Source organism: Hydrogenibacillus sp. N12 (assembly GCF_019645935.1).
GTDB lineage: Bacteria > Bacillota > Bacilli > Thermicanales > DSM-22653 > Hydrogenibacillus > Hydrogenibacillus schlegelii.
The window spans coordinates 1,350,182-1,370,322 of sequence record NZ_CP080953.1; the positions used below are offsets into that span (position 1 = coordinate 1,350,182).

Sequence of the window (20,141 nt, forward strand, 5' to 3'; positions counted from 1 at the left end):
GGAAAAACATATAAATTTATTTAATTCTGTACGGCATAAACGCTTTAATGCGATAAAGTTAAGGAAAACAATAAACGACCGTTTCGCAAACGGCCGTTTCATGCGTTGATTTTATTCCCACTCCGGACGGACGGTGATTCCGAGCCAGGCGGCAACCTTCTCGTTGATGACCAGCCGCGGGTTTTGGGCATATTCTGACGGAATGTCCTTCGGCCGCTTTTCGCCCTTCAGAATCGCCGCCGCCATCTGCCCGGTACGGTAGCCGATGTCGTAAAACTTAACGCCGTAAGCGGCAAATCCACCGCGTTTTAAAGACGCGATATCTCCGGTGAAGACGGGAATCTTCTGCGCCTCGGCGACCGCGACCAACCCTTCCAGTCCCGAAACGACGGTATTGTCCGTAATGCGTAATGACGTAAAACGCGTCGATCCGGCCAATGAGCGATTCGGCGACCTGTTTGACTTCCGAGGTGTTCGCGACCGCCGCTTCCACCACCTGGAGCGGATAACCGTGCCGCTCGATTTCGGCCTGAATGGCCTTGATCTGGGCGACGGAGTTTTGTTCCCCCGGGTTATACACGATGCCGATGCGCTTCAAGTGCTGTCAATAGCGGATTAAAACTCCCCAAAAAAATCGCGTTCGATTCCCCACAAACAGCGGATTCAGTTCCCCAAAATCATCGCGCATCATTCCCCAGACGTATGTTCGATCTACGCGGTCACCTCCTCCTTCAGCGCATGGGTCACCCCGGCGCGCAGCTTGTCCTTCATCCGGTAGCTGTTGCCGCGGATGTTGATGGTGGTGGCGTGGTGCAGGAGCCGGTCGAGCAAGGCAGAGGCCAGCACCTGGTCACCGAAGAGTGTCCCCCAGTTGGTGAAGCTGGTGTTGGACGTGATGATCAGGGAGCCATGCTCGTAGCGCTCCGACACGAGCCGGAAGAAGTTCGCGGCGTCCAAGGCGTCAAGCGGCAAGTAGCCGACTTCGTCGCAGATCAGCAGCTTCGGCTGGGTGTAGATGCGCAGGCGCTTGTCCAGCCGTCCCTCTTGGTACGCCCGTCGCAAGTCAGCGACCAGCTTCTGCATGGTCACGAAGTAGACGCTCATGCGCTGTCGAATCGCCTCCATCCCCAGGGCCACCGCAAGGTGGGTCTTGCCCACCCCCGGCGGTCCCAGGAAGATGACGTTGCTGCCCTCCCGGATGAACGTCAAGCCGGCCAGTTCGCGTATTTGTCGCTCATCGACGGACGGCTGGAACGAGAAATCGAAATCTGCAAGGGTCTTGTGATACGGGAAGTTGGCCATGCGGAGTCTGGCGTGCATGTAACGGCTGTATCGCTCCTCCTGCTCAGCATCCAGCAGTCTGTGCAGGAACTCCGCATAGGTCGCCTGGTGCCCCGCTGCCCACTCCACGCACGCCGGCAGCACCGCCGCGGCGCGCTTCAATCCCAGCTCCAGCAGCTGCTCCTCGGCCTTGGCCAAAACCAACGCCTCACTCATTGCCCCTGACCTCCCATCGCGATCTGCTCATAGACGGACAGCTCCCGCTGCTCCACGTCCGGCCCGATTTGCAACCCTGGCACCTTGCCTCGATCCGGATGAGGCGTCCCAGCCGGGATGCCCTTGAAGTGCTCAGGGTCGGTTGAGACCTGGTGCCTGCCTGTGAGCACGCGGTGTTCGGCAATGACCTGCCCGCCGTACTCGATCTGCAGGCGGCCTGACTCAAACTCCCGGACCAGCACGGTGTGCCCCACATACCGCCATGGAACGGTGTACATGTTCGTGTTCCAGGAGATGCGACAATCGCTCATGACCTTGCGCATATCGGCGTACGCCAGCGTGTACCGGCTCTTAGGCAGGGGCTTAAGCGTCTCGGCCTGAAACCGCACCACCGGCTGCTCCCGCGTCGTGCCGTGGATGCGCACATTAGCCACCGTATCCCGCCAGATGGCACCTTGCCGGTTCAGGTCGTCATGGTCCACGAACGAAACCGGCCAGAAGCTGGACCGGATATACCCGATGGGCCGTTCAATCTTCCCTTTGGTGCGACTTCGGTAGGGCTTACAGGCCTTGGGCACGAATCCGTAGTACTTGGCGAAGTCCATGTACGCCGGCTGCCAGTCGACGTGTCCATGACCGTCGTTGGCCACGACCAGCGGGGAGCAGTTGTCGCTGAGCATGACCTTTGGAACCCCGCCGAAGAACTCCAGCGCGTTCCGGAGCGCCTGGAGGATATGCCGTTGGTCCGCCGCTCTGATAAACTCCAGGTAGAGCATGCGGGAGTAGGCGAGGACCATGGCAAAGCACCATACCTTGCGCCGATGGCCCTGCGGATCCAGGTAGGGGAATGCGCCCAGGTCGATTTGCGCTTGTTCCCCCGGAGCCGTCTCAAACCGCACGGTTGCCTTGGCAGAGACAACCGGGCGGAGAGGGTGCATGAACTCGCGCAGTACGGTAATTCCGCCGGTATATCCCTGCTCCCGGATCTCGCGAAAGATTCGCTCCGCATTGAGGACGCCGATACGCATGCGCTGCTCCACATAGGCCTTGTACGGCTCCAGCTTGTGGCCTTTCACCCTACGGCTGCGCGACTTCACCCTCCCCTCCTCCTGCTGCCTCGGCTCACTCACAGCCTTGCGGATGGTTTTGCGGTCATGGCCGTATCTTCTGGCCAGTTCCGAGATGCTGACGCCCTCCTCATACAGCTTCCTGATCTCCATCTTCTCACTCTCCCTCATCACCGGCACCTCCCCAAAAGTGATGGCAGGTGCCATAGTTCGACACAGGGGTGGGGAATTCATCCCGATGATTTTGAGGAAATCATGCCGGTGATTTTGGGGAATCTTTATCCGCTGCTATTGGGGATTTTACATCCGATGTTGACAGTGCATCGCTTCGCTCATAAACTTTAGCGTTTTCCGGATCGCCTCCGGCGGATTGCGGGATGTTCCGGTGATGTTTTCCCCCGCCTCGTGCATAGAAGGGACGAGCCCAGCTCCCACCGGATCGGCGACAGAGGTAAAGACGATCGGAATCGTCTTGGTCACGTTAAGGGCCACCTGAGCGTTCGGCGTGGAATTCGCGAAGATGAGATCTACCCGGTCGGCGACGAAGTTCCGGGCGATCGTCTGAGTGTTGTTTACATCTCCTTGGGCGTTCTGAACATTGTAAACAATGGTGCTTCCCTCCACAAAGTCCGCGTCTTTCAGCGCTGCTTTAAACCCCGCAAAGGCCTCGCCAAGGGAAGGATGTTCGAAGATCTGCGTGACGTCGATCTACTTGGGGTTTTCCGGGCGGTCGGGTGAAGCGGTACCCGGACGGGTGGCCTCGTTGGCCGGTGCTCAGGCGGTCATCGCCAACGCTGCCACCCACATGATGACCAAAGACCGCCACCCCTTCTTAAGCCGTGAGGCGTCCCTCAGCGGCACGGTTTCCTCTCCTTACAGATTTGAACGAAACAACATTTATCATATATTATACTAATGTTATGACTAATTGACGCACAATTGACACCGCGAATGCCCAACCGACGGACGTCCGCGGCGCGGCCTGCCTCCGGAGCATCCGGAGCAAGGGCCGGATCGATCTTCGCTCAGAGGTTGAGATTCACCATGATGAACTTGAGCTCCGTGAGCTCCTCGATCGCGTACTTCACCCCTTCCCGGCCGAAGCCGCTCTCCTTCATCCCGCCGTACGGCATGTGGTCGACGCGAAACGTCGGGATGTCGTTGATCATCACGCCGCCGGTCTCGAGCCGCCGGGCGGCGTCGAACGCCTTTCCGATATCCCGGGTGAAGACGCCGACGTTTAAGCCGTACTTCGAGTCGTTTACCAAGGCGATTGCCTCGTCGAGATTCCGGTAAGGGACGAGGGTCGCCACCGGGCCAAACACTTCCTCACGAACGACCTTCATCTCCGGCGTCACGTCGGTGAGGATCGTCGGCTCGAGGAACGCCCCGTCCTTCCGGCCGCCGGCGGCGATCCGGGCGCCGGCGGCGACCGCCTCCTCGATCCACGCCTGAACCCGCGCCGCCTCCCCTTCGTGGATGAGAGGGCCGACATCCGTCGCCTCATCCCGCGGGTCGCCGACCCGAAGCGCCTTCGTCTTTTCGAGGAGGGCGGAATAAAACCGCTCGTAAATCGCCGCGTGGACGTAAATCCGCTGGACGGAGATACAGATCTGCCCGGCGTACTGAAACGCCCCTTCCACCGTCCGGGCGACGGCCAGGTCGAACGGCGCATCCGGCTCGACGATGACCGCCGAGTTCGAGCCGAGCTCGAGGATCGTCCGCTTGAGGCCGCTTTTTTCCCGGATGCGCTTCCCGACGGTGGGGCTTCCGGTAAAGGTGATCGCCTTGACATCCGGATGTTCGACGAGGGCGTCACCAATCTCCCCGCCGGGACCGCTTACGACGTTCAAAGCGCCGGCGGGAAGCCCTGCTTCGTGAAAGAGCTCGGCGACGAAAAAGCTCGAAAGGGGCGTCGCGCCGGCCGGCTTTAGAACGACGGTGTTCCCGGCGGCGAGGGCCGGTCCGAGCTTGTGGGCGACGAGGTTGAGCGGGAAGTTAAACGGCGTGATCGCCGCGACGACGCCAAGAGGTTCCCGCCAAGTGAACCCGAGGCGCCCCTCACCGCCGACCGCCGCATCCATCGGGATCGTCTCGCCGCCGATGCGTTTCGCCTCTTCGGCAGAGAAGCGGTACGTCTGAACCGCCCGGAGTACTTCCGCCCGGGCAGCTTTCAGCGGCTTTCCGGCCTCTTCGGCGATGAGGCGGGCGACCTCCTCTCGCCGCGTCTCCAGCGCTTCGGCGACCCGGTACAGAATGGCGGCCCGGGCGTGGGCCGGCAGGCGGCGGTATGTGGGATACGCTTCGGCGGCGGCCTTCACGGCCCGCCGGGCGTCGTCGGCGCCCGCCCGGCCGACCTCCGCGAGCACCCGGCCGTCCGCCTTCGACACGACCGGCGTCCACGACGCCGCCGGCTCGTACCGGCCGCCGATCCAGAGCCCCTTACGCCCGCCGTCGGTGAACGTCATCGCCTTTCACCCCCAGATACGTCCGTCGGACGGACTCATCTTCGAGCAGCGCCCTGGCGTTCCCGGCCAGCGCTACCCGGCCCCGCTCGAGGACGATCGCCCGGTCGGCGATCGAAAGCGCCGCCCGGACGTTTTGCTCGACGAGGAGGACCGTAAGCCCGTACGTCTCCCGCATCTCGACGAGCGACCGGAAGATCTCCTGCACGATGAGCGGCGCCAACCCTAGGGAAGGCTCATCGAGCATGATGAGCTTCGGCCTCGCCATGAGCCCCCGACCGATCGCGAGCATCTGCTGCTCGCCGCCGCTCAAAAGCCCGCCCGGTCGGTCGAGCATCGATTCGAGCCGAGGAAACAGCCGGAGCACCTGCCGGAAATCGTCCATCACCGACGGGTCCCGCCGCCGCATCCGGTGATAGGCGCCGAGAAAGAGGTTGTCCCGCACCGAGAGGTCGTTGAAAATCTGTCGCCGCTCCGGCACGAGGCTTAAGCCGAGGCGAACGATCCGTTCCGCCCGGCCGTACGGGAGGGGCTTTCCTTCGAAGACGATCACCCCCCGCCGCGGCACGTAAAGGCCAGCGATCGTCCCGAGAAGGGTGCTTTTTCCGGCGCCGTTCGCTCCGACGATGGCAAAGATTTCGCCGGGCTCGACGGTAAAGGTGATATCGTGAAGGACGTGCAGGTGTCCGTGAAACGTGTTGACCTCATTGAGTGTGAGCACCGGCGATCACCTCAATCTCCGCGCCGAGATAGGCGCGAATCACCTCCGGATGGACGGCGATCTCCGCCGGCGGTCCGACGGCGATCATCCGGCCGTAGTCGAGGACGACGATCCGGTCGGCGGCCGTCATCACCGCCTCCATATCGTGTTCGACGAAGAGAAGCGTCGTCCCTTCTTCCCGCATTGCGAGCATAAGCCGGACGAGGGCCTGGGATTCCGCCGGGTTGAGTCCCGCCATCGGCTCGTCGAGGAGGATCATCGCCGGCTGGGACACCGCCGCCCGGGCCACTTCCAACAATTTCAGCTGCCCATAGGAGAGCGTCGCCGCCGGACGGTCGGCAAGCGCTGCGAGCCCGACCCGATCGAGCCAGTGCAGGGCCATATCGCGCGCCCTTCGTTCCTCTTCGGCAACCCGCGGAAGTCTGAGACCCGCCGCAAGCATCCGAGTCTTCAATCGGACGTTCAGTCCGACAAGGACGTTTTCAAGCACCGTCATGTTATAAAAAATTTTTAGGTTCTGGAACGTCCGCGTCATGCCGAGGCGAGCAATGGCGTGCGGCGAGAGGCCGTGAATCGGCCGGCCGGCAAAGCGGATCTCGCCGGCGGTCGGTGAAAAGATGCCGCTGATCATGTTGAAGAGGGTCGTCTTTCCAGCGCCGTTCGGACCGATGAGGGCGACGATCTCCTGCGGACGGACGTCGAACGTCACCCCCTGGACGGCGACGACGCCGCCGAAGCGTTTCATCACGCCGTTTAAAGTAAGGAGCGGCTCCGTCACCGGGCTTCCCTCCCCGGGCGAAGGGCCGCCGGCCACCTGAAGCCGGTCAGCCCTTCCGGCTTGAAGATCATGATGACGATGATCAAGAGCCCGAAAAAGAGGAGCTCGAACTCCCCGCCTGCGGTCGGGATGAGCTTTGGCACGACCGCCTTGAGCCCTTCCCCAAGGACGACGTAGACGCCGGCGCCGAGAACGCCGCCCATGATGGCGCGGTTTCCACCGATAATCACCATCGCCACGAGGGTGATCGACGTGATGAGGTCGAAGAGCTGGGGGTTGATGAACCCGACGTAGTGAGCGTACAAGCTCCCGGCGACGGAGGCGTAGGCGGCGCTCAGCAAAAAGACGTCGAGTTTCGCCCGAAAGACGTTCACCCCGAGGGCCTCGGCGGCGAATTCGCTGTCGTGGAGTGCCCGAATCGCCCGGCCCGCTCGGGAGTGGAGGACGTTTGCCGCAAACCAGAGGCCGAAGACGACCGTCCCCCAGACGAGGGCATAGTACGCCCCCTCACCCGTGAAGACCACCGGCCCGACGGAAAACGGTGGAATGCCGAAAAAGCCGTCCAAGCCGCCGGTTATCGCCTTGGCGTTTTTGAAGACGGTGTACATGATGACGCCGAAGCCGAGGGTCGCAAGCGCCAGGTAATGCTCCCGAAGCCGAAGCGCTGCCAAGCCGATGACGAAGGCGACGGCGAGCGAAAGACCGACGCCCATGAGGAGGGCCGCGACCGGCGGCCAGCCGAGGCGGGCGGTGAGGTACGCCGACGTATAGGCGCCGAGGCCGAAGAAGGCGGCATGCCCGAGGGACACCTGCCCGGCGTAGCCCATGAGGAGGAGAAGACCGGTCGCCATGAGGCCGTAGAGGCCGATCAGGATCATCAGGCTGAGGAAGTAGTTATTTTCGGAGAAGACGAACGGAAAAGCGACGAGGCCAAAGACGGCCGTCGCCACCCCCCACCGACGCGCCGCCATGGCTCACACCCGCTTCCCCTCCGCCCGGGCAAAAAGCCCGGTCGGCCGATACAACAGGATGATCAGCAAAAAGAGAAAGCTCACCGCATCTTTGTACGACGACGAAAGGTACCCTTCGGTTAGCGCCTCGGTGATGCCGATGAGATAGGCGCCGGAGATCGCCGCCGGGGCGTTCGTCAGCCCTCCGATGACCGCCGCGACAAACGCTTTCAGTCCCAGCATGAGACCCATCCCGTAGGAGGCGCCTGAGATCGGCGCGACGGTGACGCCGGCCAGGGCGCCAAGACCGGCGCTCGCCGCCAAGGTATAAAGCGCCATCCGTTTCGGATCGATGCCGACGAGGCGGGCGGCCACCGGGTTAATGACGCACGCCTGCATCGCCTTGCCGGCGTACGTCCGGTTGAACGCGCCTTCTAGTGCCCCGAACGCCAGAACGGAGAGGGCGACCGCCCACAGGCTCTGAATCTGGATCACCGCGCCAAGGAGGGAAAACGATCCGCCCGACGTAAACGGCGGCAGAGCGTACGGTTGGGTGCCCCAGACGAAGATGGCGAGCCCTCGCATGGCGAACGAAAAACCGATCGTGATGAGGAGGTACGTTGCCGTCGACGCGCCGCGGGCCGGGGCAAGCGCCAGTCGCTCGAACAGCCCACCGATGAGGGTCACCGTCGCGATCGCCCCGAGGAGGGCGAGGCCGTACGGTATGCCGGAGGCAACGAGGGAGACGGCGATGAGCGCGCCGAGCATGGCAAACTCCCCCTGCGCCAGGTTCAGGATGCCGGTCACGTTGTAAGTGAGGACGAACCCGAGCGCGATCAGAGCGTAGATGCTGCCGACCGTGAGGCCAGCAAACAAGAGCTGCAAGAGCTGCGAAAACGCGTCCACCGTCGCCCTCCCCTTTGCCCGATCGAAACGTTTGGCTGGCGAAAAACCGCGTTCGCACGGCCGTGCCCCGGCGGGCCGATGCCGGTCGCCGGCGCCGGGGCAGCGAACCGCACACCTCCGTCCGATTCCTCGGATGAGCGTCATCGGGCGGCAGTCACTTTACGCGTGAAAGACCGCTCCTTTACGGATGGACGAACTCAAACGCGCCGTTTTTCACCCGGGCGATGACGAGGCTGTCTTTCGTCAGGCCGGTGTGGTCGTCCGGCGAGAAGTTGAACACACCGGTGATGCCGACGAAGTTTTTCGTCCCTTCGATCGCATCTCGGATCGCCACCGGATCCGTCCCGGCCTTTTCGATGGCGGCGACGAGGATTTGGAAGGCGTCCCACGCGTGGCCGCCGAACGTCGACGGCGCAGTGCCGTATTTCGCTTCGTACGCTTTTTTGTACTCCAGAAGCGTTGCCTTCTGCGGGTCGGAGTCCGGCAGCTGATCGGCGACGACGATCCGGCCGATCGGGAAGACGACGTTTTCCGCCGCCTCGCCGGCGAGCTGGATGAACTGCGGGTTGCCGATGCCGTGGCTTTCGATGACCGGGACGTCGAAGCCGAGCTCCCGGATGTTTTTCGTCACGACGGCGCTCTCCTGGACCGTTCCCCAGACGACGATCGCCTGCGGGTTCGCCTTCTTCACCCGGGTGAGCATCGCCTTGGCGTCGTTTACCGTCGCCTCAAACTCTTCCTTGGCAACCGCTTCGATGCCGTAGTTCGGCGCCAGCCGCTCGAACTCCGCCCGGCCGCTCGAGCCGTAGGCGTTGGCGACGTTCAGCCAGGCGATCTTGGTCAGGTTTTGCTCTTTCAGAAACTCCAGCACCTTGTCGATGACGATATCGTCGCCCTGAGCCGTCTTGAAGGTCCATTTCCGCGGCGAGCCGTCGTCCGGCCGGGCGACCTGCCGGCTGGCGGCGACGGAGAGGTACGGCACACCGGCTTTTTCCACCTGGGGGATGACGGCGAGGGAATTGCCGCTGATCGTCCCGCCGACGATCGCCGCCACCTTGTCCGACTCGATAAGCTTTTTTACCGCCAGGACGGCCTCGTTCTGGTCGGATTTGTCGTCGTAGGCGATGAGCTCCACCGGACGTCCGCCGATCCCGCCTTTTTGGTTGAGCTCGTCGACGAGCATCTTCACCGTGTCCAGCTCCGGCTTACCGAGGGGCGCTGCGCCACCGGAGGCCGAGAAGAAGGCGCCGATTTTGATCGGCTCGCCGGCCGCAGGCGGTTTCTCCACAGCAGCGCCCGGGCTTCCGCTCTTTTCGGCCGGCGTCTGGGGTTTCGCGGTGTTCGCCGGCTGGCCGCCGCCGCAGCCGCCGAGGGCCACCATCGCGACGAGCGCCCCGAGCGCCCACAGGCGAAGCCGGCTGCGCCCGAACGTGTTCCAGGCTTTCCACAACCGCATTCCATGAGACCTCCTTTTTGTTTCGGATCACCGCCCGAACTTCGGGATCGGGTGGTCGCCGATGGCGACGTGGATGACCTGCACTTCCGTATAAAAATCGAAACTGTAGTGACCGCCCTCCCGGCCGATGCCGCTCGCCTTCGTGCCGCCGAAGGGAATGCGGAGGTCGCGGACGTTTTGCGAGTTGATCCAGACCATGCCGCTTTCGATCCGCTGCGACAACCGGTGCGCCCGCTGGATGTCCTTCGTCCAGATGTAGGCGGCGAGGCCGTATTTGACGTCGTTGGCGATCCGGAGGGCCTCTTCTTCGGTGTCAAAGGGAATCACGGCGAGGACGGGGCCGAAGATCTCCTCCTGCGCCACCCGCATCCGGTTGTCGACGCCGAGGAGGAGCGTCGGCGGGATGAAAGGTTTCCCCGTGAGCGCCTCCGGGAGCGGCGCCTGCACCACCTCGGCTCCCTCCTGTCGAGCGAGGTCGATGTACCCCTGAACGCGAGCGTGGTGTTCGGGGTGGATGAGGGGCCCGACCTCCGTCTTCGGGTCGAGGGGATCGCCGAGGACGATCCGGTCGATGCGGGCCTTGAGCCGGCGGACGACTTCCTCATAGATCGTACGCTCGACGAGGAGGCGGGAGTTGGCGGTGCACCGCTCGCCGTTGAACGAGAAAACCCCCCAGATGACGGCGTCGAGGGCCCGCTCGAGGTCGGCGTCGGCAAAAAGGATCGCCGGCGACTTGCCGCCGAGCTCCATCGAGAGCTTCTTCAGCGTATCGGCGGCGTTTTTCATAATGATCGTGCCGGTCGTCGTCTCACCGGTAAACGAGATGAGCCGGACGTCCGGGTGAGCGACAAGGGAGGCGCCTGCCGTCTCGCCGAAGCCGTAGACGACGTTGAACACGCCGTCCGGAAGCCCCGCCTCGGCGGCGATCTCCGCCAGCTTGTTCGCCGTAAGCGGCGTCCACTCCGCCGGCTTCAGGACGGCCGTGTTGCCGGTGGCTAGGGCCGGGGCGATCTTCCAGGTGGAAAGCATGAGAGGCGCGTTCCACGGCGTGATGAGCCCGGCGACGCCGAGCGGCTTGTAGATCGTGTAGTTGATAAACTTGTCGTCGACCCGGTACGCTTCCCCGACGAGCCGGCTTCTGACCATCGAGGCGTAGAAGCGGAAGTTTTCTGCCGCCCGGGCGGCTTGATTTTTCGTCTGGCTGATCGGAAGGCCGGTATCGATCGACTCCAGTTCCGCGAGCTCGTCGCCGTATTTTTCGATGAGATCGGCAAACCGCTCGACGTACCGGAGCCGTTCCGCCACCGACATCTTCCCCCAGGGGCCGTCGACGAACGCCCGCTTGGCCGCCTGTACGGCCCGATCGATGTCTTCCTGAAAGCCTTCCGTCACCTCCCCGAGAACTTTGCCGGTGTACGGGTTGAGATACGTGAACGTCTTGCCGGATACCGACTCGACGAACCGGCCGTCAATAAAATGGCGGATGCGCGCCGGCACGATCGCCATGGAGGTCTCCTCCTTTTCTTTTCTGAGCATGTCCGAAAGTGCGTTCGATCGGCGTCGTCCCCGGTGACTGCCGTCCGCCCAGCCGACTCCGGCGCAGGAAGATTCCACCGGCCGTGTGTTACATATTTTTGTATAACGTTTAATTAACGTTTGTACAATGTTAAGTTTAAATACTGCGGCACACGGCAGTCAAGACGATTTTTTTCATTCCCGGCATTTTGCCTTCGTTTTCCTTATGCCTTTTTTCCTGCACCGGGCGGGGCATCGGCGGTCGGTTCGGTTTTATCCGGGTGCACCGGCGGTCGAATCGGTTTCACCGAATGCGCCGGCGGTCGAATCGGTTTCACCGAATGCGCCGGCGGGCGGCCCGGTTTCACCGAAGGCACCGGCCTTCGGCTCCACGACGCCGTCCGCTCCGGCAGGATCAGGCGATCCCGGGGCCGGAGCCGACGCATATCGGGCGTGAATGTTGTTGTGCTTAAACGTGCCGAGCGGTGAAAATTCCTCCACCGTGAGCGACAATGCCAGATATCTTCGGGCATACAATCCGGCAAAATGACCCTTCAACGTCTGGAAGACCGCCTCGCCGATTTTCCGGCGATCGGCCTCCGTCCGCCCTCGGCCGAGGAGGATCGTCACGTGGACAAAGGCGTCGTCGGCGGTCCCGTCGGCGACGACGTACTGTTCGGCGCGATAAGCCCGGGTCCGGAGGCCGCCGATCGGAATGAGCGGCTGAAAACCGAGGAGCGTCCGGTTGATCGCCCGAAGCAGCCCCGGAATGTCCCCTTCCGCTTCCAGGTTGGCGGAGTATTCGACGATGACGTGCGGCATCGGCTCCCTCCCTTCGGTGCTTCCCCAGGGTTTCCCCGGCGCATCCCGGCGCATTTTAAAAGCGCGTAGCGACGTTTCGGTTTCGCCGCCCTCCGGCCGGAGCGATGAGAAGCTGTACCGATGAGACGCTGAGAAGCGTTCGTCTGGCCGCACACCGGTTTTCCGGCGGGAAACAGACGCGAAACGGCCGTCCCGAGAAACCGGCCGTTTCGACCTGAAACGGCCGGTTTGCCGCGAACCGTGGCTTGCGGCGTGTCATCCGTCGTCGACGAGGGTGTTCAGAAGCCGGCCGACGCCGTCGATGATCGACTCGACGACGTCGCCGGCGACGACGTTCTCCACCCCCTTCGGCGTCCCGGTGAGGATGACGTCGCCGGCGTCGAGCGTCATGTGGCGGCTCAGATAGGCGATGATCTCCGGAATGCCGTAGAGCATATCCCGGGTGTTGCCCTCCTGGACGATCCGCCCGTTGACGACCGTCCGGAGGGGGAGGTTCATCGGGTCGGGAACCGCCTCTGACGCCACAAGCCACGGGCCGATCGGCGTCGACCGGTCGCGGTTTTTGGCCCGCAGGTTCGGACGGTAATAATTCTCGAGGTCGTCCCGGACGGCGTAGTCGTTGGCCACCGTGTAGCCGGCGACGACGGCGTAAGCGTCCCGCTCGGGGACAAACCGCGCCCGCCGACCGATGACGACGGCGAGCTCCGTCTCGAAATGCATCATTCGGGCCGACCGCGGCCGGGGCGTCGTCCCCCGGTGGCCGACGAGGGCGTTCGGTCCTTTGAAAAAGACGATCGGCTCCGGCGGCGCTTCGAACCGGAGTTCCCGGGCGTGGTCGCCGTAGTTGAGGCCGAGGGCGATGATCGCCCGCGGGCGAAAGGGCACCAGCCAGACGACCGCCTCCTCTGGCACCACTGCCCCGGTGGGCAGAAGCACCCCGCCGGGCGCCGGCGTCACGTCGTACACCGCGCCGCGATACGCTACGCGGCCCGTCGCCGGACCGTTCACCGCCCCTCCCCCCTTCGCGCGACGGCAAATTCGACCCGGCCGAGACCGTCGACCTCCAGCGCCACCGCCTGATCGGGCTGAGCGAGAGGCGCCGCTTGCGGCGTCCCGAGCAAAAGGACGTCGCCCGGCCCAAGCGTCATAAACGCGGCGACAGCAGCAATGGCGTCCGCCGGAGGACGAACCCAGCGCTCCTCACCTTCCGTCGCCTTCCGGCCGTCGATCCAGATGCGGTAGCGAAGGACGTCCGGGAAAAAGGCGGCCCGGTCGACTATCCACGGCCCGAGGACGGTAAAGCCGTCCCGGGCCCGGGTTCGAAACGGCGGCCGGAAGAAGTCATCGTGCGGCACAAACAGATCGGCGACGGCGACGTAACCGAGAAGGCCGTCTTCCGCCGTCTGGGCGTCCACCCGGGACACCGGTCGGCGGAAGACGGCGCCAACGGTAACGCCGACCGCGACGGCGGCGACATCCGGGTCGAGCGCAACCGTCCCGCCGGTCGGTAGGAGCGTGTTCGGCGGCTTGACGTACAGGACGGGGTGGGCGGGCGGCGCCCCGTACGGCGGCGCCGTCATCTTCGGCTGAAAAGCCGCCCGCTGGCTTTCGGTGTTCAGAAGTAGGCCGTAGACCGTCCCTCGGGCGGGGAGATCCCAGACGACGTCCGCGGCCCAGAGGGCCTCACCGTCGATCCAGACGCGGCCTTCTTCCGGCTCGACGTCGAGCGCCCAAACAAGCGGCTGCCGGACCGGCCGGGCGTACGCCCGGATCGACCGGCGCCGCGCGACATCTTCCTTCGCCATGCGATCCGCCCTCACGCTCTGTGGGCCGCTTCTTCGAGAAGACCGTAGCGGACGAGCGTCGTCCGGATCCGCTCGGTGAGCTCCGGCCCGGGCAGAGCGAGAGGCGGCCGGACGTACGGCGTGATCTTGCCCATCAGCCCGAGGGCCGCCTTTACCGGGCCGGGGTTTGTCTCGGCAAAGAGGAGGTCGTTAAGCTCCATGAGCTCGTAGTGAAGATCCTGGGCTTTTCGCACGTCGCCGGCAAACCAAGCATCGTGCATTTCCGCCACTTTGCTCGGGTAAACGTTTGCCGTTGCGCTGATCGACCCGGCGCCGCCGATGGCGAGCATCGGATAGCAGAGGAGCTCGATCCCGGAAAAGAGGAGGAAGTCCCGTCCGACGGTGCCGAGGACGCGGTTGACGTGTTCGAAGTCCTTGTTCGACTCCTTGATGCCGACAATGTTCGGCGCCGCCTCGACGAGCCGGGCGAGCGTTGACACTTCGAGATTGACCGCCGTCCGGCCGGGGATGTTGTAAATCAGGATCGGGAGATCGACCGAGCGGGCGACGGCAAGGAAATGGCGGTACAGGCCTTCCTGGGTCGGCCGGACGTAATACGGCACGATGACCATCGCCGCATCGGCGCCGATCGATTCGGCAAACCGGGTGAGCTCAATCGTCTCGGCGTGATTCACCGACCCGGTGGCCGGCACGAACGGAACACGGCCGCCGATGGCCGATTTGGCCACGCGGATGACTTCTTTTCGCTCTTCCAGCGTAAGCGAGCTCGGCTCGCCGGACGTCCCCGTGACGGAGATGCCGTGGCTTCCGCTCCGGATCTGCCAGTCGATGAGCGTCTCGAGCGTCGCATAGTCGACAGCGCCGTCGGCCGTAAACGGCGTCACCACTGGGGCGATCGAGCCCCGAAGCCGCTTTTTGATCGCGTCGTATGCCAAAGGAAGTCCCTCCTCGCCGTCATTTCTTCGCGATGCCGGCCCGGGCGTGCGGGGTTCCGGCCAGCGCGCGGGCATCAGGCCAGGTCCCGGTTAGACCTGCACAGGATCGGCGAGCGTCCGATACTGCCCCTGATAGAAAACGAGCGGTTCTCCCTCATACGGCGCCAGATGCTCCACCCGCCCGAGGAAGAGCGTGTGATCCCCGCCATCGTAGCGAGCATGGACGGTGCAGCCGATTTCGGCCAGCACGCCGGGAAGAAAGGCCCAAGGCCCCCGCCGGACGAACGTCACCGCGAGGGTCGGGTCCGTCCGGCCGGCGAAGTGCAGCGACAGCGGTTTCTGATCGGCGGCAAGGATGCTCACGGCAAAATGCGTCGCCAGCCGGAGCCGCTCATGCATCCGGGCCCGACGGTCGACGGAGACAACGATGAGCGACGGATCGAGGGAGACGGACATGAAGGCGTTCGCCGTCATCCCGTGCACCGATTCACCGTCGGCGACGGTGATCACCGTCACCCCGGTGGCGAACCGACCCATCGTCCGGCGGAAAAGCTGCGGATCCATGCGAACCGTCCTCCCATCCGACCTTTCTTTCTAGAGGACGAAGGTCGGCTTCAATTTTTCCAGCGTCGGCGGCTTGAGCGGTACGAGCCCGTCGCCGTTCAACGCCTTAAACCGGCTCGCTTCGCTGAACCAGACGTCCGGTGCCGCGTGACCCCAGAACGTTTGCCGCCGCGGGTCGTCGACGTCCCAGCGGATCGGCTCAAAGTCCGGGTCGGACGTGAGGTAGTCGCCGGTGTAGAGCTCGATGCGATGGCCATCGGGGTCCCGGAGGTAGAGGAAAAAGGCGTTCGACAGGCCGTGGCGGCCGGGACCTCGCTCGATAGCGCCGGCATAACCGAGGGAGGCGAGGATGTCGCAGGCGTGAATGATGCTCATCGGATCGGTCACCCAGAAACCGATGTGGTGAAGCCGCGGCCCCTCACCGTTCATGAAGGCGATATCGTGGACGTTCGGCTTCCGGTGGAGCCACGCTGCCCACAGGCGGTCATCTTTCGTCGCCGTGTATTCCGAGCAGGCAAAGCCGAGCGATCCGGTGTAGTAGTCGTACGCCTTCTGCACGTCCGGCACAAGGCAGTTGAAGTGGTCGATCCGCTGCATCCGGGCGCCGCGGTAGAGTTCGTAGCGCTGCAGGAGGCGCTCCGCCTTTTCCATCTCGGCAAAGTACTCGACGACGACGCCCAACGGGTCCTCCACCCGGAGCGCCCGGCCGACGGCCCGCTGCGTCCCCTTCTCCAGCCACCGGATCTTCCGGCCCTCCCGCTGAAACCGTTCGGCCAGTGCGTCGAGGTCGGCTTCCGATCGGACTTTGAAGCCGATTGCCTCGACGTACGGCACCTCGGCCTTCTTCAGGACGAGGCTGTGGTGAACGTGTTCCTCATAGCCGCGGAAATACAGGTGATCATCGTCCCGTTCGGTGAGGACGAAGCCGAGGGCATCTTCGTAGAAACGCCGGGAGCGTTCGAGGTCGGTCACGCCGAGGATCGCCCGGGCGGTGCGGATGATGTCGCCCATGCAAAGCCCTCCTTCCCGAGATGGTCAGACCGCCACCTTGACGGTGCGTCGGAGAAACTGCCGCACGAGCTCCTTGTAGAAGTCCTTATCGTAATATTCGAAGTAGGCCATCCCCATCCGGATCGGGTCGCCGAAGAAGTAGTACTCGTAGTGCGTCTGCCGGCTGCCGAAAGCGCTCATCGTCATGTCCCAGACGAGGCGGAACAGGAGCACCCGCTCTTCGCCGTCGAGGGTCGCCCCCTGCATCGCCCGCCGGACGATGGGGCCGATCTCCGGGTTTTTGAAGTCGGCTTCCGTCGGCAGCGCGGTGAGCCCAGATGCGCCGAGGATGCGGAGAATTTCCGCCAGCCGGGGATAGATCCGCGGGTACCAGTTTCGCGCCGTATCGAGGGCGGCGAAATCCGGCGTCATCACTCCCCACCGGTCGAGCTTGGCGTTGTGCTCGGCCCGGTAGAGGTGGCTGCGCATCGTCTCGAGCGTCATCATGATCTCGGCGCCCTTGTCCTGGACGTGCTGGAACCCCTGAATGCCGATCGCTTCCATGAGAAGAAGCGCCGCGCCGAGAATGAATTCTGTCTTAACGACGTTTTTCGCCACCACCTGATGCGCCATATGGACGATGGCGTTCGTTTCACGAAAGTAACGGTTGCTCAAGCTCGCGTTGCCACGGATGAACACCCGTTCCCACGGCACGAGAACGTCGTCGAAGTAGACGATCGCATCGCCTTCCTCGAACTGCGAAGCCAGCGGATGGTCCCAGGCGCTTCGGCCGTAGGCGAACGCCTCGCGGCTGATAAACTTCACCCCCGGCGTGTTGTTCGGGATGGCGAAGGCGAGGGAATAAATGTCTTCTTTTGAATCCGCTTTCTTCACCGTCGAGGGAAAAACGAGGATCTCGTCCGTGATCGCCCCCTGGGTCGCCAGGAGCCGAACCCCCCGGACGATGAGCCCGTCCGGCGTCGCTTTGACGATATGAAGCGGGACCTCCGGGTCGTTTTGTTCGTGCTGCGCCTTCGCCCGGTTGATCTGCGGGTTGATGAGCGTGTGGGTGAGGCTCACGTCGTTTTCCCGGCAGTGTTCGTAGTACTTCCGGGCGTTTTCGGCGAACATCGGGTCGTCTTCGGCGAGAAATTCCGCCGCCGCTCCCATCGCCATCACTTCGACGTTCAGGTAATCCGGCGCCCGGCCCATCATCCCGACGTGGGCGTAGGCCCACTCCTGCATCGCTTCTCGCCGGGCGATGAGGTCTTCCTTCGTCCGGGGCACGAGAAAGGTCATCCCGACGAGATCGCCGGTCGTCGGCGACTGGTAAAGCATCTTGTCCGGTTTTTCGTACTGCAGGTCGTAAAGCCGCGCCATCGACCGGACGACGCCGCGGAAGGCCGGGTGTTCCGTGACGTCGTCGATCCGTTCGCCGTCGAGGTACACCGCGGCGCGCGCCTGTTTGAGCCGGGCGATGTACTCCGCCCCCGTTTTTGCCGGCATACTCTCCCTCCTCGTTCGAAAAGGATGAATGTCATTTTTAACACCCTTTTTTCTTATTCGTTTTCGGTGTTGACTTTAGTCTAGCATGCGTTATCATATAAATCAAATATTGTTTATGTCTAAATGCCATATAAGAACGATATGTACGATGGAAACGGAGGCATCGATCGCCGTGGATTTCAGGCGGCTCCGGTATTTTGTCACCGTCGTCGAGGCCGGCCAGATCACAAAAGCGGCGGAACTTTTGCATATGGCCCAGCCTCCGCTCAGTCAGCAGCTTAAGCAGCTCGAAGCGGAACTCGGCGTCGCCCTGTTTCATCGCGTCAAAAAGCGGCTTGAGCTCACGCCGGCCGGCGAAACACTCTACCGGCGCGCCAAGCGCCTGCTGGCGGAGATCGACGAAATCGCCTTGAGCGTTCGGGAGACGGAGGCAGGCCTTCGGGGAACGCTCTCCTTCGGCTTTGCGAAGACGCTATTCGCTTGGGTCGCGCCGGTGCTCCGCCAATTTCACTCCCTGTACCCTAATGTCCGGTTTCTTCTCCGGGAAGGGGATACGTTTGTCTTGACGGAGATGGTCAAGCGGCGGGAGATCGAATTCGCCCTCATTCGCCTGCCGTTTGAGGACGGAGCGCTTGACGTTCGCGCGCTGCCGGACGAACCGTATGTGCTCGTGGCACCGGCGTCCTGGAAGGTGCCGAAGCGCCTTTCCTTTCGGTTCCTCGAAGATCGACCGCTTGTCCTTTTGCACCGCTTAAGCGGTCGAGGGCAGTTTGAACTCGTCGTCGGCGAGTGCCGCCGGCACGGCTTTGAACCGAAGATTGTCGCCGAATCCCCGGACGTCCACGTTCTTCTCGCCCTCGTCGAAGAAGAAATCGGCGCCACCGTCATCCCTTTCGGTGCCGCCGTCCGGTTCAAGCCGAACAATGCGAAGGTCGCGACGTTTGACGACGCGCATATCGCCGCCAAAGCCGCGATCGTCTGGGATCCGGAACGTTATCGCTCCAAAGCCGCGGTCCGGTTTATTGAACTTTTAGAAGAGCGATTTGGCGCGCTTTGAAGGGCAAAGTCCGCTTGCGCCGTCCGCCCGCTCTCGCTTACTGGCTTCTATTCTCCATAAGGTCGCGCCACGCCGGCACGCCGCCGGCGCCCCGGGCCGCCTTCACCGCCCGAACGACCGCTTCGGCCATGACATCGGCGGCGACCGTGCCGACCCAATTGACGTCGGCCTCCACTTCCCCGGTGGCCAGGGCGAAGATCGCGTCGCCGTCGAACATCGTATGGACCGGGTAGATCGTGCGGACGAGCCCGCCGTGGGCCATGTCGGCCACCTTGGTCGCCTGTCCTTTGGTCAGCTTCGCGTTCGTCGCCACGACGCCGATCGTCGTCGCCGTGCCCGGTGCGGGACCGCCCGGGTCGGGAAAAAAGGAGAACCGCCGAAGGCAAGGATCTTCGAGCAGCGAACATAGAGGCAGGATGTCGCCGTCGTCGCCGCGGACGCCGGCCAGGACGGCCCCGCTTTGGGGATCCCGCACCTCCCCGACGGCGTTCACCGCGACGATCGCCCCGACGATCAGTCCGCCGGGAAGCCGACGCGCGGCGGTCCCCAGCCCCCCTTTCATCGCCCGTTCCATGCCGAGGAGCTTTCCGACCGTCGCGCCCGTGCCGGCGCCGACGTTCCCCTGTGCTTCTACGGGCATCTCCCCCGCCCGCGCCGCCGCAGCATACCCCATTTCTCGATTCGGACGGACGGTCGCGCATCCGATCGCCAGATCATACAGGGCGGCCGCCGGAACGATCGGCACGCGGGCCGCGCCCGTCTCCAGACCGATCCCCTGCTCTTCCAAATACTGTATGACGCCGCTTGCGGCATCGAGCCCGAAGGCGCTCCCGCCGGCGAGGACGACCGCGTGCACGACGTCGACGAGGCCAAGCGGGTTAAGGGCATCGGTCTCCCGCGTCGCCGGCGCCGAACCGCGCACCGAGACGCCGCCGACGGCGCCTTGATCGACGCGGACGACGGTCACCCCCGTCAGCGCCTCCGCATCTTCGGCGTGCCCGACCTTCACCCCGGGGACGGCGGTGATGGTGAGCGTAACGTCCGTCATCGAACGCCTCCTTTCGAATCCGGCCGTGAACGATCGGTTCAAGCACAGCATAAAACACA

Annotated in this window: 19 protein-coding genes and 2 pseudogenes; 1 reads left to right on the forward strand and 20 read right to left on the reverse strand. The window is 63.6% G+C overall.

The genetic code is table 11. The features are described 5' to 3' along the window. Positions 1-111: 111 nt before the first annotated feature. From K2M58_RS06325 to hpaB, 19 genes and pseudogenes are all read right to left on the reverse strand, one after another. Positions 112-438: an ABC transporter substrate-binding protein gene (locus K2M58_RS06325; RefSeq protein WP_354667504.1), complete on the reverse strand. Its 327-nt coding sequence runs from the start codon at positions 436-438 to the stop codon at positions 112-114. A 28-nt stretch (positions 439-466) separates the two neighbouring features. Next, positions 467-580, reverse strand: a pseudogene (locus tag K2M58_RS12960) (BMP family ABC transporter substrate-binding protein); the annotation flags it as partial. 131 nt (positions 581-711) lie between these two features. After that, complete coding sequence (gene istB, locus K2M58_RS06335; RefSeq protein WP_220676869.1) at positions 712-1,497, reverse strand: IS21-like element helper ATPase IstB; 786 nt, start codon at positions 1,495-1,497, stop codon at positions 712-714. After that, on the reverse strand, positions 1,494-2,771 hold the full coding sequence (gene istA, locus K2M58_RS06340) for an IS21 family transposase (protein ID WP_252393391.1): 1,278 nt from the start codon (positions 2,769-2,771) through the stop codon (positions 1,494-1,496). The genes istB and istA overlap by 4 nt, the downstream gene beginning before the upstream one ends. Positions 2,772-2,891: 120 nt before the next feature. Beyond that, positions 2,892-3,272: pseudogene (locus K2M58_RS06345) on the reverse strand (ABC transporter substrate binding protein); the annotation flags it as partial. Positions 3,273-3,589: 317 nt separating this feature from the next. After that, complete coding sequence (locus K2M58_RS06350) at positions 3,590-5,032, reverse strand: aldehyde dehydrogenase family protein (protein WP_220676870.1); 1,443 nt, start codon at positions 5,030-5,032, stop codon at positions 3,590-3,592. Beyond that, positions 5,007-5,750, reverse strand: coding sequence for an ABC transporter ATP-binding protein (locus K2M58_RS06355; protein ID WP_220676871.1), 744 nt, complete (start codon positions 5,748-5,750; stop codon positions 5,007-5,009). Before K2M58_RS06355 ends, K2M58_RS06350 begins: the two co-directional genes overlap by 26 nt. Beyond that, positions 5,734-6,528, reverse strand: coding sequence for an ABC transporter ATP-binding protein (locus K2M58_RS06360; protein WP_220676872.1), 795 nt, complete (start codon positions 6,526-6,528; stop codon positions 5,734-5,736). The genes K2M58_RS06355 and K2M58_RS06360 overlap by 17 nt, the downstream gene beginning before the upstream one ends. After that, on the reverse strand, positions 6,525-7,499 hold the full coding sequence (locus K2M58_RS06365) for a branched-chain amino acid ABC transporter permease (protein ID WP_220676873.1): 975 nt from the start codon (positions 7,497-7,499) through the stop codon (positions 6,525-6,527). Before K2M58_RS06365 ends, K2M58_RS06360 begins: the two co-directional genes overlap by 4 nt. A 3-nt stretch (positions 7,500-7,502) precedes the next feature. Further along, positions 7,503-8,384: a branched-chain amino acid ABC transporter permease gene (locus tag K2M58_RS06370; protein ID WP_220676874.1), complete on the reverse strand. Its 882-nt coding sequence runs from the start codon at positions 8,382-8,384 to the stop codon at positions 7,503-7,505. A gap of 181 nt (positions 8,385-8,565) precedes the next feature. Next, positions 8,566-9,840, reverse strand: a complete 1,275-nt coding sequence (locus K2M58_RS06375) for an ABC transporter substrate-binding protein (RefSeq protein WP_252393392.1) — start codon at positions 9,838-9,840, stop codon at positions 8,566-8,568. A gap of 27 nt (positions 9,841-9,867) precedes the next feature. Next, a complete protein-coding gene (hpaE, locus tag K2M58_RS06380; protein WP_220676875.1) occupies positions 9,868-11,346 on the reverse strand; it encodes a 5-carboxymethyl-2-hydroxymuconate semialdehyde dehydrogenase in 1,479 nt (492 codons plus the stop codon). Between the two features lie 282 nt (positions 11,347-11,628). Beyond that, positions 11,629-12,177, reverse strand: coding sequence for a 5-carboxymethyl-2-hydroxymuconate Delta-isomerase (locus K2M58_RS06385; protein ID WP_220676876.1), 549 nt, complete (start codon positions 12,175-12,177; stop codon positions 11,629-11,631). A 255-nt stretch (positions 12,178-12,432) separates the two neighbouring features. Next, complete coding sequence (locus K2M58_RS06390) at positions 12,433-13,185, reverse strand: fumarylacetoacetate hydrolase family protein (RefSeq protein WP_220676877.1); 753 nt, start codon at positions 13,183-13,185, stop codon at positions 12,433-12,435. Further along, positions 13,182-13,997, reverse strand: coding sequence for a fumarylacetoacetate hydrolase family protein (locus K2M58_RS06395; RefSeq protein ID WP_220676878.1), 816 nt, complete (start codon positions 13,995-13,997; stop codon positions 13,182-13,184). The genes K2M58_RS06390 and K2M58_RS06395 overlap by 4 nt, the downstream gene beginning before the upstream one ends. Further along, the gene (gene hpaI, locus K2M58_RS06400) at positions 13,994-14,917 is read right to left on the reverse strand and encodes a 2,4-dihydroxyhept-2-ene-1,7-dioic acid aldolase (RefSeq protein WP_220676879.1); all 924 of its coding nucleotides are present in this window, start codon (positions 14,915-14,917) and stop codon (positions 13,994-13,996) included. The genes K2M58_RS06395 and hpaI overlap by 4 nt, the downstream gene beginning before the upstream one ends. A gap of 90 nt (positions 14,918-15,007) precedes the next feature. After that, positions 15,008-15,481: a flavin reductase family protein gene (locus K2M58_RS06405; protein WP_220676880.1), complete on the reverse strand. Its 474-nt coding sequence runs from the start codon at positions 15,479-15,481 to the stop codon at positions 15,008-15,010. 30 nt (positions 15,482-15,511) lie between these two features. Then, positions 15,512-16,492, reverse strand: a complete 981-nt coding sequence (gene hpaD, locus K2M58_RS06410; RefSeq protein WP_220676881.1) for a 3,4-dihydroxyphenylacetate 2,3-dioxygenase — start codon at positions 16,490-16,492, stop codon at positions 15,512-15,514. Between the two features lie 24 nt (positions 16,493-16,516). After that, positions 16,517-17,977 carry a 4-hydroxyphenylacetate 3-monooxygenase, oxygenase component gene (gene hpaB / locus K2M58_RS06415; protein ID WP_220676882.1) on the reverse strand — a complete coding sequence of 487 codons (1,461 nt, stop codon included), beginning with the start codon at positions 17,975-17,977 and terminating at the stop codon, positions 16,517-16,519. 148 nt (positions 17,978-18,125) lie between these two features. On the opposite strand from hpaB, the gene K2M58_RS06420 reads away from it, so the two are divergent. Further along, complete coding sequence (locus tag K2M58_RS06420; protein WP_252393393.1) at positions 18,126-19,034, forward strand: LysR family transcriptional regulator; 909 nt, start codon at positions 18,126-18,128, stop codon at positions 19,032-19,034. A 37-nt stretch (positions 19,035-19,071) separates the two neighbouring features. On the opposite strand, the gene K2M58_RS06425 is transcribed toward K2M58_RS06420, so the two are convergent. Beyond that, positions 19,072-20,082: a P1 family peptidase gene (locus K2M58_RS06425; protein ID WP_220676883.1), complete on the reverse strand. Its 1,011-nt coding sequence runs from the start codon at positions 20,080-20,082 to the stop codon at positions 19,072-19,074. Positions 20,083-20,141 lie beyond the last annotated feature (59 nt).

Excerpts from the sequence above, each read along its gene's own strand:
- istB (WP_220676869.1), bottom strand. The coding sequence starts at position 1,497 with ATGAGTGAGGCGTTGGTTTTGGCCAAGGCCGAGGAGCAGCTGCTGGAG.
- K2M58_RS06365 (WP_220676873.1), bottom strand. The coding sequence starts at position 7,499 with ATGGCGGCGCGTCGGTGGGGGGTGGCGACGGCCGTCTTTGGCCTCGTC.
- K2M58_RS06420 (WP_252393393.1), top strand. The coding sequence starts at position 18,126 with ATGGAAACGGAGGCATCGATCGCCGTGGATTTCAGGCGGCTCCGGTAT.
- K2M58_RS06350 (WP_220676870.1), bottom strand. The coding sequence starts at position 5,032 with ATGACGTTCACCGACGGCGGGCGTAAGGGGCTCTGGATCGGCGGCCGG.
- K2M58_RS06405 (WP_220676880.1), bottom strand. The coding sequence starts at position 15,481 with ATGGATCCGCAGCTTTTCCGCCGGACGATGGGTCGGTTCGCCACCGGG.
- istA (WP_252393391.1), bottom strand. The coding sequence starts at position 2,771 with ATGGCACCTGCCATCACTTTTGGGGAGGTGCCGGTGATGAGGGAGAGT.
- hpaB (WP_220676882.1), bottom strand. The coding sequence starts at position 17,977 with ATGCCGGCAAAAACGGGGGCGGAGTACATCGCCCGGCTCAAACAGGCG.
- hpaE (WP_220676875.1), bottom strand. The coding sequence starts at position 11,346 with ATGGCGATCGTGCCGGCGCGCATCCGCCATTTTATTGACGGCCGGTTC.
- K2M58_RS06385 (WP_220676876.1), bottom strand. The coding sequence starts at position 12,177 with ATGCCGCACGTCATCGTCGAATACTCCGCCAACCTGGAAGCGGAAGGG.
- hpaD (WP_220676881.1), bottom strand. The coding sequence starts at position 16,492 with ATGGGCGACATCATCCGCACCGCCCGGGCGATCCTCGGCGTGACCGAC.
- K2M58_RS06425 (WP_220676883.1), bottom strand. The coding sequence starts at position 20,082 with ATGACGGACGTTACGCTCACCATCACCGCCGTCCCCGGGGTGAAGGTC.
- K2M58_RS06375 (WP_252393392.1), bottom strand. The coding sequence starts at position 9,840 with ATGCGGTTGTGGAAAGCCTGGAACACGTTCGGGCGCAGCCGGCTTCGC.